Genomic DNA, 16,114 nt, shown 5'->3' with positions numbered 1-16,114 from the left:
GGCTTCCCTGGCTCCGCTCGACGAACGAGGCTTTTCATGAGTTCTGCACCGATCGCCATCGTAGGTCGCGGCTGTGTCCTGCCCGGCGCGCTGGACCCTGGCGCGCTGTGGAGAACGGTGGTCTCCGGCGCTTCCGAGATCTCCCCGCTTCCGCAAGGACACTGGGGCCTGGACCCCGCTGCGCTGCGCTCCCCCGTCCGGCCGTCCCGGGACCGCGTCTGCAATGACGTGGGCGGATACGTCCGGGACTTCGACAAGGTCTTCCGCCCCTGCGAGCTCGGCTGGAGCCACGACGAGGCATCCCGTTTCTCTCCGCTGTTCCGCTGGACCGCGCATGCCGTCGGTGAGGCGCTGGCCCCTGTCCCGGAAGCGAGGGACAGCTCCCGAAGCGGCCTGGTCATGGGAAACCTCTCCTATCCGACCGTCGAGTTCGCCCAGCTGGTCATGGACCGGCAGCGAACAGGACAGACCTTCGTGTCCTCCCACGGCGTGCCTGTCGTCGATCCGCGCAATGCCTTCTGCTTCGGCCAGCCGGCCGCGCAGACGGCCCGGCTGTTCGGGCTCGGCGCCGGAGCCCTCACCCTCGATGCCGCGTGTGCGTCCTCGCTGTATGCCGTCAAGATCGCCTGTGACCGGCTGCAGGACGACGAGGCGGACGTCATGGTCGCCGGCGGCGCGAGCTGCGCGGACAACCTCTTTATCCACATGGGCTTCACCGCCCTCTCCGTGCTCAGCCTGCAAGGACGGAGCCGCCCGCTCGACCAGGCGGCGGACGGTCTGGTCCCCGCCGAAGGGGCCGCCTTCGTCACCCTGGTACGACTGGCGGACGCCCTCGCCGGCGGCCTTCCGGTACTCGGCGTCGTCCGGGGCATCGGGTGGGCCAACAACGGCCGGCGCGGCAGTTTCGTCGCGCCGGACGAGGACGTCCAGGATTTCGTGATGCGTCAGGCCTACCGGGACGCGGAATTGGCTCCCGAGGACGTCGGACTCCTGGAGTTCCACGCCACGGGCACCCCGTCGGGGGACGGCGCGGAGATCCGCAGCACGGCCCGCGTGTTCGCCGATGCCAGCGACCTGCCCATCGGGGCGGCGAAGGCCAACTTCGGTCACACCCTGACGGCCTCGGGCCTGGTCGGGTTGCTCAAACTGACCGCAGCGCTGGAGGAGGGCGTCATCCCGCCGGTGTGCGGGGTGCGGACACCGTCCAGGGCTCTGCGGAACAGTCCCTTTCGCTTGCCGTCCGCGCCCGAACCGTGGAAAGGGCCGCGGCTGGCAGGGCTGAGCGCCTTCGGATTCGGCGGAAACAACGCACACCTCGTCCTCGAAGGCCCGCCCGCCCGCCCCTCCGTGGCTCCCGCCGGAATCTCCGCTCGGACCCGCCTTTCGGGCGCGGCGTACCCCACGCCTCCCGACGCGACCGACCGCCCGCGCTTGCCCCAGCAGACAGGACCCTCCATGCCCACAGAGCCGGGCGATGCCGCGCCCACCCGCCCCGTGCAGTCCGCACCCCGCGCCCCGCACCCCGTACCCGCGTGCTCGGACGCCCCCCAGGAGAACCCCCCGAGCGGCGGCCCTCCCGAGGACATCGAGATCGCGGTGGTGGGCCTGGGCGCCCGTCTGGCGGGCGGCCGGTCCGTCGAGGATCTGGTCCGCCGGCTCGTCACTGGCGACCGACGGCGCGCCACGCTTGCGGCACACGTCGAACTCTCCCTCCAGGAACTGCACTTCCCGCCGGCCGACTACACCGGAGCCCTCCCCCATCAGGCATTGCTCATGGGCGCCTGCCAGGAGGCGGCAGCCGGTGTGCGCCTGCCGCGGGAGCGCACACTCGTCCTGGTGGGTGCGGAGGGAGCACCGGAAACCGCGAGTTTCCGGCAACGCTGGAACGCTCTTTACGCCGGCGACCGCGTCTTTGACACCGTTGTGGCCGCCGGCGCCGACTTCGCGACACCGGACGCCCCGACGCCCGAGCCACTGACCGCGAATGCCGTGCTGCGGCACACCGCGGCCACCCTCGCGAACCAGATCAACGTCTCTCTGGACCTCACCGGGTGTGGCTTCGCGATGTCGGACCGGGAGGCGTCTGGCCTGACGGCACTGCGTCTGGCCGCACGTTCCATCCGGGCGGGCGAGAGCGACGCGGCGATCATCGGGGCTGTGGCGACCCCCGACGAGCCGGTTCACCGCGATGTGCTGGCAGCACTGGGACGGCCGGCGGACCCCGTCGACGCGGCCGTCGTACTCGTCCTGAAGCGCGCCGACCACGCCGCGCGGGACGGCGACCGTGTACTCGCCCTGCTTCCCGCCGCGCCTTCACCGGCCTCCGGCGCCCCCCGACCGCCGGCCTTCCCGGCTCCGTTGACCGTGGGCGACGTCACCGCCCGCCAGGATTCCGGGCATACCGACCTGAACGTGTCCGAGCTCGTCGGTCACGCGGACTGTGCGCACGCCCTGGTGTCGGTCGCGATCGCCGTGATCTGCCTCGACCGCGCCACCCTGCCACGGCCCGGTGCTCCGGCCTGCCCGTGGCTGGGGGAACGGTCGGCGGAGGTCGTGGTGCGGCCCGCCGAAGCGGCCGAGGCCCACCGCCTGCGGCTGCGGGCCGCGCCGTCCCCGCCGCGTGCCTGTCTTGTCGAGCGAGCTCCTCGCCTGCACGTCTACCGGGGGACGGGGACGGCCGCGCTCCTGGACAATGCCGCGGCCTACCACGAGGGCGGGGACGGCCTCGCGCGTCTCGTCGTCCGGGCCCAGGGGGAGAACCAGCTGCGCGAGCGGGTGGGGGCGGCGTCCCGCTGGCTGCGCGAGGGCGGCGTGCGCCCGGCGGGAGTGCACTACCGCGAGAAGCCCCTGGAGGGCTCGGTCGCGTTCGTCTACACCGGAGGCGCGGCTTCGTATCCCGAGATGGGCCGCGCGCTGATGCTGGCGCTGCCCGACTCACTGAGCGCACTCGCACAGCGTTGCGGGAGGCCACTGGGGCCTCTGGTGCAGTGGCTTTTCGACCAGGACGACGCAGTGGAACTGTCCGCCATGCAGCGGATCTGGGCGGCGACCACCCTGAGCGTCGTCCACACCTCCCTCACCCGGGACACCCTGGGTCTTCGCCCGCGGAGTGTCATCGGCTACTCATCGGGTGCCACCAGCGCGCTGATCTCGCTCGGGTACTGGCAGCAACTGGGCCCGCTGATCGCCGACTCCGTCGCAGACCCCCTGTTCTCGGGTGCCCTCACCGGTCCTTGCAGCGCGGTGAGGGCCCAATGGCGAAGGAAAGGAATCGCCGGCGAGCGCTGGGCCACCCACGTGGTGGGCGCCCCGCGCAAGCAGGTCGAGGAGGCACTGGCAGGTGAGGAGGCCGTCCATCTCACCGCGGTGAACAGCCCGCAGAACTGCACCATCGGTGGTGAGGAGGCGGGCTGCGCGAGGGTGCTGAAGCGGCTGCGGCCCCGGTACGCCTTCCGGCTGGAGTACGACGTCGCCGCGCACGCCCCCGAGGTGAAGGAGGTCGCCGCGACCTGGCGGGCCTTCCACCACCGGCCGCTCAGCCCGTTGCCCGACGTCTCCTTCTACACATGCGCCACGGATACTCCTCAGATCCCGACGGCGGACTCCCTGGCCGACGCGCTGACCGCGCAGGCCACCGGCACCGTGGAGTTCGCCGGCTCCGTGCTCGACGCCCATGCGCGTGGGACGCGCGTTTTCGTGGAGCACGGACCCAAGCAGGTCTGCACGAACTGGATCGGCGAGACGCTGCGCGGCAAGGACCATCTCGCGGTGGCGATGGACGCCTCCCCCGAGAAGTCCTTCTCACAGGCCTTCGACGTCGCTGCGCAGTTGGTCGCGGCCGGGTTCGAAGTGGACCACGAAGCCCTGACGCAACGGCTCTCACCGCCGCCCACGCATCTCGCCGCGGCAGCCCGAACCATCCTCGTCTCGTCAGGACAGGCGCGGCCCCAGGTAGGGGACCGGAAGGAGGGCCGCGGTGCGGGACAGAGCAAGGCACACGCCTCCGCGGCCCTGAGCCCTCGAAAGGCCGTCCTCCCTTCGGCCTCGGCCAAGGCCGGACCTTCTTCCGCAGCCGGACCCGTGTCCGCCGGCGCGCCCGCGGTTTCGGTACCGCCCGTATCGGGCCCCGCCGGGCCGGATCCCGCCCCGGCCGTACAAGACGGTTCCCCGGCCGTCCTGTTCGACCGTGCTCAGCTCGAGTACCTCGCCGAGAAACCGGTCTCCCACCTGTTCGGTTCCCGTTTCCGTGCTCAGGACGGTCGGCGGCGCCAAACCAGGCTGCCCAAGCCCCCCATGCTGCTGGTCGACCGCGTCACGTCCATCGAGGCGGAGCCGGCGACCATGGGCACAGGAGTGATCTGGACGCAGACGGACGTCACCCACGACTCCTGGTACCTCGACCCGGCAGGGCGGATGTCTCCGGCGCTGATGGTCGAAGCCGGCCAGGCGGACCTTCTGCTGATCAGCTGGCTCGGTGTGAACCTGGGCCCGGACGACGGCCGTGTCTACCGTCTGCTCGGCTGCGATCTCACCTTCCACGGACCGTTGCCCCGGCCCGGCGAAACCCTCACTTATCGCATCGAGATCACCGGACACGCGGAGCACGCGGGCGTGCGCCTCTTCTTCTTCCAGTACGACTGCTGGGTGGGGGACGAGTTGCGCATCAGCGTGCGCAACGGTCAGGCGGGTTTCTTCACCGATGCGGAACTGGAGCAATCGGCGGGCGTGCTGTGGCAACCCTCGGAGCTGCCCCGCGCAGCACGGACGGGCCCGCTGCCTCCGACCGGGGACACGGTGCGGAGGTTCTCGGCCGAGCAGGTGCGTGCCTTCGCGCTGGGCAGCCCCGCCGACTGCTTCGGCTCCGAATGGGAGATCACACGTACCCACCTGCGAACCCCGCGCATCAACGGGGGTGATCTGCAACTGCTCCACGAGGTGACCGACTTCGCCCCGCGGGGCGGGCCCACCGGGGCCGGCTACCTGCGCGCGGAACTGGACCTGACCCAGGCCGACTGGTTCTTCGAAGGGCACTTCCACGAAGACCCTTGCATGCCGGGCACCCTGATGCTGGAAGGCGGCTACCAGGCCATGGCCTTCCATCTGGCGGCCCTCGGCCTGACCGCGTCCCGGGACGGCTGGCGCTTCGAGCCCGTCCAGGAGGAGACCTCACGGATGCGATGCCGGGGCCAGGCGGTGCCCGCCAACTCGCTCCTGGTCTACGAGCTGTTCGTCACCGACCTCGAAGAGGGGCCGGAACCCGTCCTGCGCGCGGATCTGCTGTGCACCGTCGACGGAAGGCCGTCCTTCCACGCGGCAAGCCTCGCCCTGCGGCTGGTTCCCGACACCCCTCTCGCCCACTGGCGGGGCCAGGCGCGCGCCCTGCCCTCGGCGCAGTGTCCGCCCATGCCGGTCGATCCGAACGAGCTGGCCCGAGTGGAGCCGGAAGGGACGGCGTACGTACTGGACGGCACAGCCCTGGACCGCGAGTACATGCTGGGGCTGGTCTGGGGGTCGGCACGTCAGTACCCGGGGCCGGCCTTCGTCGGAGAGGACGACGGGCGCAGGATCCCCCGTCTGCCCGGCCCGCCCTACCTGTGCGTGGACCGCGTCGTCGCGCTGGGGGCACAGGCCGCACAACCGGTCGAGGGCAGCTGGGCGGAGGCCGAATTCGAACTGCGCGCCGACGCCTGGTACTGGAAGGACAGCGGCACGACACTCCCCACGGCGATCCTCATGGAAGCCGCCCTGCAACCCTGCGGCTGGCTGGCCCAGTTCACGGGCTGCGCCCCCGACAACGGTCGTGGTCTGTACTTCCGCAACCTGGACGGGGCCACCACGCTTCTGGAAGCCGTACCCGAAGGTACGCGCACGCTGCGTACGCGGGTCGAGCTCACCGGCCACACCGTGGCCGACGACATGGTGCTCACCTTCTTCGACATCGAGTGCCGCGCAGACGGCGTCCCGGTGCTCAACTGCACCACCAGCTTCGGATACCTCGCAGACGGCGCCTTCGAGTCCGCGAGTGGTCTGCCCGCTCCTCCCTCCTCGGACGACGCGGAGTCCCAGCCCGCGGAGGCGCACTCCGCTCCGGCCCCCGTCGACCTCACCACCCGCCCCGAGAAGTACTGCGGGGGGCCCCTGAGGATCGGGCACAGCCGCCTGGTCGTGCCCCAGCGAGCCACCCATCGCGACACCGGGGGCGGCGCGGCCGGGTTGGGCAGCATCCGTGGCGAGAAGGACGTCAGGGCCGACGACTGGTACTTCAGGGCGCACTTCTTCCAGGACCCTGTTCAGCCGGGCTCACTCGGTGTGGAAGGCCTGTACCAACTCCTGCGCGTCCTGATGATCGACAAGGATTTCGGCGCCGGGATGCGCGCGCCGCGCTTCGAGGCGGCGAACATGGGCAAACCGCTGACCTGGAAATACCGCGGGCAGGTCGGCCCCGCGTCACGTCACGTCGTCTTCCGGCTGGAGATCACCGAGACCGGTGAGACCGCGGAGGGACGGTACGCCGTCGCCAACGGCTGGCTCGGCGTGGACGGTGTGTGGGCGTACCGTGTGGACAACATCACCCTGCGCGTGACGGACACCGGTCCCCGGGCACTCCCCCGGCACTTCAGCACCCGGACGCTCGACCCGGCCGTCGACACCTGGCTCCGCGACCACCGCCCCACCTGCGCCGACCCCTCCCTGCCCGCCACCGTGATCGCCGATGTCCTGGCCTCGGCGGCCGAGCGGCACACCGGTCGCACCTGTCACTCCATCGAAACCCTGACCCTCGAACGCTGGGTGGTACTCGACGGTCCGCGCCACCTCATGACGGAGGTACGGGCCCGCCGGGAAGGCACGACAGTCGAACTACTGGTGTGGCGCGAAGCGGGGCGGCCCGCGCTCTCCCGGTACGAGCGAGTCGCCCGGGCGGAGATCCGACACGAACCGCCTTCCCCGCCCGCGGCGCCCCCCAGCCTGTCCGGCACCCGGCCGGTGCTCAGCTCTCCCTACACGGAAGGGCACCTCTTTCACGGACCTGCGTTCCGCTCCCTGGTCGGACTGCGGATGGGCGACGCAGGAAGCAGCGGCGTGCTCGACACCCGCCGGTGCAAGGTCCCTGCGGGGACCCTGCACCCCGGCCTTCTGGACGGTGCCCTCCACGTCGTCCCCTTCCAGAAGCTGGAACTGTGGGACCCCCGGATCCCGTCCGGTCACGCCGGCTACCCCCGCCATTTCCACCACCTGCGCCGTCACGCGCCCGTCCCGTCGCACGGCGCCCTGCGCACCGAGGCCCGGTACGCCGGGCTCGCCGACGACGACCCGATGCGTCCGCTGCTCGACCTCTGGCTCTACCAGGGGCGCACTCCCCTGGTCACCATGCGACTGGAGCTACGGATGATGGGCCTGGGAAGGCTGGCCGCCCACTCCCCCGAGGACCGTCTCTCCTTCCTGCGCGGGGACGCCAATCTGCCCGGCGAGGGCATCAGTGAGGTGCGCGGCACCCACACCGTGCTGACCGACGACGACCTGCGGGCCCTCGACTGGTTTCCCCATACGCTGACGCACGCCTTCGGACTGGCGGACAACACCGACGACGAGGAACTGCCCTTCGCGATCGCCCTACGGGAACATGTCGCCCGCCACAGCGCGATCCACCCCCGGTTGGTGACCAGCACTGCCCGCGCCCAGGCCCATGCTCCGAACCTGCCCATGACGACGCACCACCTCTCCGTACGGCGGCGCGGCACAGAGGTACGCGTTCGTGACGCGGCGCCCCCTTCCCTCGACCTGGCGCGACCGACCGCTTGGTGGGCCGCGCAGAACGGCCCGGACTGGCCGGCCCTGGACCTCCTCTCGGCCCTGCTCCACGGTTTCCTCGGCGGCATCCGTCTGTCGGACGAGCTGGTTCGGGTGCCGCGGCCGCCCCACGGGTGCCCGGGTCCCGGCCGGGTCTACGCCTACGGACCGGACCACGAACCCGCGGCGTTGGTCCTGGCGGCGGCCAACTCCGCCCTGCGCGGGCAGCAGACGCTGCTTCCCGCTCCTTCCCGCACCGCTCGTGGGCTTCTGCGCCTGCTCTTCGACGGCCCGGGCACCCGTACCGATCTCCGCCGTTGTCCTTGCGCGTCCGACAGGGCCCCCCTGGCACGGCGGGCGCTGACCCACCTCGCGCACGGCGGCGACATCGTCCTCCCCGCAGGTCTGGGACGAACCGGCGATGAGGGATCCGAAGCGGTGCTCACAGCCGCCGTCCGCGCCGGCGTACCCGTGCACCCGGTGTGCTTCCGGCCGGTGCGCTCCGCCGACGGGCTGGAGGAACACGTCGCCGTGGGCGCCCTGCGTGTGGCCGCCACGCATCACGTGGCCGCGCCCTGCCCCGCCGGTACGGTCCAGGACGTCCGGGCGGGGCTGGCAGCCGCACTGTCGGCGCTCGCCCTCGTCCCCCCGCCTCCCGCCCTCGTCGTTTCCTCCGCGCTGGACGACGCCCGGGCCCACGCCACCCGTCATCCGTCGTACACGGGCATGGATCCGGACGACTCGCTGCTGCTGGCGCTGGTCCGAGGGCTGCCGAGGCCGCGGGGAACCTTCGAGGCCCTGCTCACCGGCGACATGTCCGATTCCGACACGGCATGGGCGCGCGACGTCCGCAAACGCTTCTCGGGCGCGGCGGCGAAAACCGCTGCCGCGGAACACCGGCACGCACACCGCCGGATCGTCACGGAACCGACGTGACGCCCCGCCGCCCGCACACCCCCGGCCACGCGCCGAAGGGGCCTCTCGGCATCACCCGGCAGACAGGGAGAAGCAGCACATGTTCCAGCGCCGTCGCTCCACCGAGGTGGACACCGTTCTGCGTCATCCCCACGCATCCCACGAGATCCTCGCACTGGCACAGCGCACCGGCGTCGACGCCACGGTGGCACGCCGTCGCGTGCGCCGGTGTCTGCGCGAGATGGTTACCGTTCGGGGGACACCCTGGACCGGCCTCTTCACACGCGTCATGTGTCGTGCGCTCGTCCCCTCCTGGGAAGTGAACATCCTCGAGGAGGACCGGCGGATGCTGCTGGGGCCGGCGGCGACCGACGCCTGCCTGATCTTCCTCCCGCAGCACCGCGCGTACACCGATCCGCTCTTCGTGTCGCTGGCTCTGCGCGACATCGGCAGGCCCCGGCCACTCTGGTTCGCGGGTGACAACCTGCGGCTCCCCCTCATCGCCTCGCTTGCCGCCCGCGCCGGGGTGGTGTTCCTGCGCCGCGCCTCCCCCGCCGACGAGGACTACCGCAGCGCGCTCCGGCTGTATCTGCGGCACCTCGTCGGCAGTGGCGAGACCCTGGAGTGGTACCAGGAGGGCGGCAGGTCGCGTACGGGGCTGCCCGGACCACCCCGGCACGGGCTGCTCGAGCACACCTTGGCCGCGGTCCGTGACATGCCGGGCAGCAAGGTCTGGCTCGTTCCCGTCGCCCTGTCCTTCTCCTCCCTGCCCGACGCGACCGCCCTCGCGAGGGAGGGGAACGGACAGGCCAAACGCCCCGAGTCCCTCCGCTGGTTCCTGCGCTATCTGCAAGCACAGCACCGCACCCGGGGCGTGGTGCACGTACGGTTCGCAGCCCCGCTGTCGGTCGACGACTTCGTAGAACACGCGAGGGGAACCCTTTCCGAGCCCACCGCCACCCGCATCATGGCTCGCGAGGTGAGCCGCGCACACTGCCGGGTCACTCCCGTCACCGGGCAGACCCTGGTCGCTCTCGCCGTGTCGGCGGCGGGGCACTGGTCCACGACGGCACAGGTGCACCAGCGGGCGCAACCCCTCCTGGACAGCCTCGAACGATCGGACGCACCGACACTCGACACCGAGGACCTGCGCACCGAACAGGGAGTGCGCAGGGCTCTCCTGTGTCTGCGAGACGTCGGAGCAGTGTCGCTGACGGGGACCGACGCATCCGTTTCGGAGGCCGGACGGGGGCTGCCCCCGGTCCTGCGCGCGCACGTCCGCGAGCACCGCGCGGTGGCCACCTTCTACCGCAACCAGGGCATCCACTGGCTGTGGCCACGTGCGGCGGCCGAGGTCGCCGCCCTCCGGGCCGCCCGTGTGACACCCATGGACGCGTGGGACGCAGCCGTGCAGGAGTTGCGCAGCGTACTGACGGCTGCCGCATGCGGAACCGGACTGGGCGTCGAGTCGAGTCTGCTGGCGACAGGGGTGGTCGAGCTGAAGCGGCTCGCCACATCCACGGACGGCACCGAAGAGGGCCTGTGGACGTTCCCGATTCCGCTCACTCCCGCGGAAGCACTCATCGCCCCCGACGTTCTGTCCGACGCATCGGCAGGCCAACTCGTAGCCTTCCAGGAACTGGCCCGGGAGCCGGACAGCCACACGATCGACCCCGACGTCGTGCTTCCGCGCATACTGGCTCGCGCCCGAACCAGGTCGAACACCATCGGGAGCGCGTCCCTCGTCCCCCCGCACGCGCCGGGCTTCTATCACTCCCTGCTCCTGGACGCCCGGCGATCGGGCCTGCTGGAGACGGGCCTCGACGCGGCGCGCAGGCGCCGGCACGCTCACGCCGAGGCCAGGCAACTCCATGCCGACCTGATGACGATCGCTCTGATCCGGCGAACCGCGAAGCTGCCCCCGGTGCCCGGCCGGCCCGGCGGAGACCGGCCGTGACCGGGGCACCCGCACTCGCCCTGCGCGAACTGCTGGCCGACATCGACAACTCGCCGCCCGGGCCGGCGACCGGTGCCTACTTCGACTTCGACGGCACCCTGATCCACGGTCACTCCTCGATCGCGTTCTGCATCAACCGTCTGCGCCATGGGGAATGGCCGGCCGAAGCCTGGCACGCACTGACCTCGGCGGCGCCTCACCACATCGCCGCCGACTTGTGGCGCGCCCGATCCGGGGTCGAAACCTGCGCGGCGGCCCGGTTGGCAGCTGCGGCGGCTGCGTGCTGGCACGGACGCGCCGAGGACGAACTGGGGTCACTGAGCGAGCGCGTCTTCGCGGAGGAGATCGCTCCGAAGATCGACCGCGACATGTGGGCCCTGGTACGCGCCCATCAGGCCAGAGGGCACTCAGTGTGCGTAGCGACCGCGGCGAGCTCCGCACAAGTGGCGCCGCTGGCCGCCTCCTTGGGCGTTTCCGAGCTTCTCTGCACACCGGTTCCCGTGGTCGACGGGCGGGTGGTCACCGACACCCTGCCAACCATGTGCTCTGGGGCGGACAAACTGGCCGCCGTACGCGCGCACGCCCGACGCCACGGCATTGAGCTGACGGACAGCTACGCGTACTGCGACGGTTACGAGGACATCCCCCTGCTTCAGGCGGTCGGCAGGCCCAGGGTGGTGCGTGCCAGGGCTGCTCTGGCCGCCGAAGCGAGCAGACAGGGCTGGCCCGCCGTTCTGGCCGGTCGGTCCCGCGGTTCGGTTCTTGGCAGGCTGAGGTCGACCGCAGGGGCCGCCGGCGCGGCAACGGTCTCTCTCGCGGTGGCCCTTTCCGCTGCGGGAGCGGGATGCGAACCGCGCGCTGTCGTTTCGAGCGCCTTCCGTCTGGGCAGTGCCCTGATCCTGCGGGCTGCCGGGGTCGAGGTGGCGATCCGGGGCGGTGAGCGACCGGCCCAGGTGGGGCCCGCCGTCTACGTCGCCAACCACACCAGCCCACTGGACGCCGTCGTCCTGGCACGCCTCATCGAGGGCGACTGGTGCGCTGTGGCGAAACGGGAGCTGGGCAGCGTCCCCGTGCTGGGTTCCTGTCTGAGGTTCGCGGACACCCTGTTCGTCGACCGGAACAGGCCACTCCAATCGGCCGGCCTCCTGGACAGGGCCGTCGAGCGCCTGTCCTCGGGCCGCTCCGTGCTCGTACTGCCCGAAGGCACCAGGGCGTTGACCCCGGACGTCGGGCCCTTCCGGAGCGGCGCGTTCCGAATCGCTGCCCGTGCCGGTGTTCCAGTGGTCCCCATCGCGATCCACAACGCCACCGATGTGATGACGAGATCGGGACTGACCCTGCGGCCGGGCACGATCGAGGTCACCGTCCTGCCTCCGGTGGACACCCGGGGCTGGGATCCGGCGAGGATCCGCACGGAGGCAGACCGCGTGCGTCAGTCACTCGTAGAGGCCCTGCGCGCCTGACGGGTGCGGGAGCCAGACAACTGCCCCGCTTCCCTCTTCCCGCCTCCCTCTTGCGTACCGCAGAGGGAACTCGTCGCACCACATACAGGAGGCACAGGTGTTCATGCGCGGCCGTAGCCCTCTTTTCTGGCTACTCACTCTCACCAGTCTCTACCTGATTCTCACCGTCCCAGAAGCATTCGCCGAGGCGACCCAGAACCTGTTCAGCGGGTTCGTCGACTTCCTTCGATCTGCCAGGCGCTACTTCGAAGAACTCAGTTCCTGAGACGACTCCGCACAGAGGGACACCAATGTCCGTACGACAGATGCTCACCGCTTTCGTGGTCTCCTTGGCCGGTCTGCTCACCGCCGTGGGTTACCGGATTCAGCACTCGCCGCCGCCCGCCCCGCACGGCGTTACCGTGCTCCTTCCCACCGTGGCGAGTACACAGGGCCCGACCCGGTGGCTCACACCGCCCCCTGAGCAACCGTCACAACAAACGCCGTCGCGCGCCGGGAGCCCTGTCACATCGGCCGCTCCGCTCTCACCGACGGCCGTTCCCCTCCCGCAGGGCTCGTCACACCCCACGCCCTCCCTCCCGGCTTCGGTGTCTGCCGTGCCCAGCGAGCCGGAACCCGACGGCGACCCCTGTGAGCCGGCGAGCGTGCGCACTCCCCCACACACTGAGGACCTGGGACGGACATCCGCGTCCGCCGAGGATCCGCTGCAAGCAGCACCGAGGCCCTCCGGGTCCCCGCGGGAGAACATCGGGGACGCCTTCGCGGCAGAGCCCGGCCTTTCCGAAACGCCCCGGGGTTCTGAGACGGTCTGTCCCGAAGGCTCCGAGCCCGGCGTCCTGACGCCATCTGCCTGCCGAACGCCACCCCCCTGCCCGTACGCCCCCTCCGCTCCTGTCACATACCCCGTTGCCGAAACTGCCCAGTCGCACTCTGAGCTGCACCGGGAGCACCGTCTCCGGGGCGTGCAGGGGAAGGCCGGCCCACAGGTGAGTGGGGGGCTGCCGTCCGACGATCGACCGTCAGCAGCCGTCCAGGACGACCGCGACGCAGACCCGGCCTGACCGGGGAGCTCCATCGCGAAAAGCACCGAGTCGTCTTCCCAGGCCCCGTTCTTCGGCCGCAGCTCCGCAGGGAGGAGGGAACGCAGGGCCGTCTCTCGGGCACCGGATGGGGCGCCCCCCACATCGGTGATCGGCTGCTGCGCCGACGGGCGTCGGAAGGCGCCTGGCCGCCGGTGCCGGCACCGGCGGCGAGGGGTGCTCACCGAGCGCGATGAGCGCGCACCGCCGCCGCGTCTTCCGGGCGGGCGACGCAGCTGCTGGGCGGCCTCGAGGCTCCCCGGTTAGCACCGAGCGGGTCTGTCGAGCGAACCGCTCGGTCCCGTCTGCCACCCACCACACCCGTGCCTTGACGGAACACATGAGGAATCGGTGACGCCGCGCCCTCACCGCCGAAACTCCGTGACCGAGTCACCCTGCGACAGGGGCTTGAGCTGGGCTGGTAGCTCGTATGCGCGCCTTGCCTGGCAGGTGCGGGTGATCACGCCGAAGCTGGTTGCGGTGCCCTGGGTCGCGGGGCACAAGTCTTGGAAGGATTCGGATGTCAGAACGCAACACGGTTCTGCGCAGCCTGCACGACATCGGGCTGGCGGCCTGGTTCGGTGGTTCCCTGATGGGTGCCATCGGCCTCAATGGGGCGGCGAACAGATCCGCCGACGACGAAATGTCCACCGCGCGGATCGCCAGCGCCGGCTGGGCAGCCTGGACACCGGTGAACGCAGCAGCGATCGGTGCTCATCTGGTGGGAGGGGCCGGTCTGCTGGGTGCGAACAGCGCCCGGGTGGCCTACCAACAGGGGGTCGGCGCCTCCACTGTGGCCAAGTTGGTGCTCACGGGAGCGGCCCTGGCCGCGACCGCCTACACCCGCGTCGTGGGCAAGAAGGTCGAACTCGCCTCGTCCCTGGACCCCAGGGACGCCGAGATGGCCGCGGAGCACCCGGTCAAGCTCGAACAGGCGCAGCGTCAGCTCGTGCTGCTGCAGTGGGCCGTACCGGCGCTGACCGCAAGTGTGCTGGTCCTCAACGCCCTGCACGGTGAGCAGCAGCGCCCCGAACAGCAACATCTGGGGGTGATGCGCCGGGCCGCCTCACCCTTCGCCACAGCTGGGGGAGCCGGTCTGGCTGCCGCTCGGCGATCGCGTAAGCGCGGCGTGCCGGGACGGTCCCGCGACGCGTGATGCACCGTCCCCGGCCGCCGGGCTCCCGTCCCGGCGCCCGAGCCGGAACCTGCTTTCGCGGCCCATCATGCCGACGGGCCGTATCGGGGGTTCCACAAGATCATCCAGTAGTCGTGAACCCATCCCGCCCAACCCTGATCCCTCAAGGAGAAAGCTCATGGCCAAGGTCACGCAGCCTGTCACCGACGACAGCATCAAGGTGCGTCAGCTCAGCCACTACCAGTTCACCTGGGTCGCCAGTGGTCCAGGCACCCCAGGGACCATCACCTTGCAGCTGGTGCTCGACGAAGGCGCGTGGGAAGAGGTACTGACCGTCAACGCTGAGGACGCGGACGTCCTCCAGGACCTGCTCTCCGAGACGTCAACGGTGCACTACGACATCAGCCGCCGCGCCCTGATGTTCGGTGTCACACCCGTCGGCAGCTGACACGCGCTGCGCCCGGGACTCGTGGGCGCTCAGGCCCGTCGCCCGGGCTTCGCAGCGAATGTGGCCGGCCCGGGCCTCGCCGCACCGGGCCGGCCACAGAGTCTTCGTAACCCCACGCGGTTCCCCGGCCAAGACGCAGCCGCGCGGGAACGCCGTGACGTTGCCTCGTGCAGGCCGTGGCGCCAGACCGAAAGCCTCATTTCGCCTTCCGGCACTCCTCTGCGGCGCGTGATTCGCGCGACGAGCCAGGGGTGGCGGGGGCGGCTTCCAGCACAAAAATGAGGGATCAGGCGTTCACGCACACGTTGGTGCATCCGCGAGGGTACTTGGACTCGTGGTTGGCCTGCGTCGTTGTCGCGGGTGAGCGGGCTAAAAACCGCCGACTGAGCCCAGAACGGGTCGTGGGGGCCATGCCTGGATGTCCGCAGCGCACGCCGCCCACGGGTGGGGCCGACGGCGGCGCGATCGTTGGCCAGTGGGCGGGCAGCATCTGGCTTCAGATGTCGTCAACGCTGGCGGCCGGCGGCGTCCCCACCTGGGTCATCGGCCAGCACGATGGCCGTGGAGATCCGCTTGCCCACAGGTTCGCGGTGCACCGCGAAGCTCTGACCGACCGCCATGACGATCTCCAGCCCGTGCTGACCGATCCGGGTCGGGTCGGGCGCGAGGATCGCCGGCGGCGTCGGGTTGCTGTCCCATACGGACACCTCGACCGCGCCGCCACCAACTTCCAGCGTCAGCAGGCACAGGCCGGGTGAGTACTTGCGGGCGTTGGTCACCAGCTCGCTGACCACGAGCTGCACCATGCCCATCGCGCGCCCGGACACCGGCAGCCCATGCACGGCCTGAACGTCGGCGAGAAAGGCGCGGGCCAGATCACGGGCCGCGGCAATGCCCTCGCTGCCCTCGAACACGCCGGATACCGAGATCACGTCTCCCAGCAACGTCTCCCGGCCCCCACCGCCCACTGTCTGCCCCATACCGACCCGCCCTCCCCCAAGCGCCCTGTCATGCCGCAACCCGTTTACCCCCGAACTTTCACATCACACGTACGCACGCCAAACAGAAGGGGCGGCGACTGGGCCTGCTTGCCCTTGGACAGCGAACCGTGGATGTGTCCAACCGAGATCTGATCGGACCCCTCGCCAAGACACCGTGCGTTCTGAGGCATATGTCGCAACTGTGATGCCGCCGCTTCGGTGGGAAGGAGAGTCTCCAACTTAGGGAGGCTGTTGTGGCTGGTGATCGGATCGGACTGGCTGAGGTGCTGGCAGCGGCGGAGGAGGCCGCGCCGGTGGGCTCCCTCGATGTCGTGGCGCGCAATCTGCG

The 16,114-nt window shown here is 70.7% G+C and carries 6 protein-coding genes; 5 read left to right on the top strand and 1 reads right to left on the bottom strand.

Annotated elements, in window-relative coordinates; translation table 11 throughout:
- The first annotated feature begins 36 nt into the window (after positions 1-36).
- From ABD374_RS00420 to ABD374_RS00400, 5 genes are all read left to right on the top strand, one after another.
- Positions 37-8,724, top strand: coding sequence for a beta-ketoacyl synthase N-terminal-like domain-containing protein (locus ABD374_RS00420; RefSeq protein ID WP_344488775.1), 8,688 nt, complete (start codon positions 37-39; stop codon positions 8,722-8,724).
- Positions 8,725-8,803: 79 nt separating this feature from the next.
- Positions 8,804-10,660, top strand: coding sequence for a 1-acyl-sn-glycerol-3-phosphate acyltransferase (locus tag ABD374_RS00415; protein ID WP_344488772.1), 1,857 nt, complete (start codon positions 8,804-8,806; stop codon positions 10,658-10,660).
- Positions 10,657-12,123 carry an HAD-IB family hydrolase gene (locus ABD374_RS00410; RefSeq protein ID WP_344488769.1) on the top strand — a complete coding sequence of 489 codons (1,467 nt, stop codon included), beginning with the start codon at positions 10,657-10,659 and terminating at the stop codon, positions 12,121-12,123. Before ABD374_RS00415 ends, ABD374_RS00410 begins: the two co-directional genes overlap by 4 nt.
- A 1,599-nt stretch (positions 12,124-13,722) precedes the next feature.
- On the top strand, positions 13,723-14,358 hold the full coding sequence (locus ABD374_RS00405) for a hypothetical protein (protein WP_344488766.1): 636 nt from the start codon (positions 13,723-13,725) through the stop codon (positions 14,356-14,358).
- A gap of 157 nt (positions 14,359-14,515) precedes the next feature.
- Positions 14,516-14,785: a hypothetical protein gene (locus tag ABD374_RS00400; protein WP_344488763.1), complete on the top strand. Its 270-nt coding sequence runs from the start codon at positions 14,516-14,518 to the stop codon at positions 14,783-14,785.
- 506 nt (positions 14,786-15,291) lie between these two features.
- Here ABD374_RS00400 and ABD374_RS00395 read toward each other — a convergent pair.
- Entirely contained in the window at positions 15,292-15,765 is a 474-nt protein-coding gene (locus ABD374_RS00395; RefSeq protein WP_344488760.1) for an ATP-binding protein, read from the bottom strand.
- Positions 15,766-16,114: the final 349 nt, after the last annotated feature.

This window comes from Streptomyces enissocaesilis (assembly GCF_039533765.1).
Classification (GTDB): domain Bacteria; phylum Actinomycetota; class Actinomycetes; order Streptomycetales; family Streptomycetaceae; genus Streptomyces; species Streptomyces enissocaesilis.
Note: the sequence above shows the minus strand (reverse complement) of the source record. Positions and strands in the feature narration are given on the sequence as shown.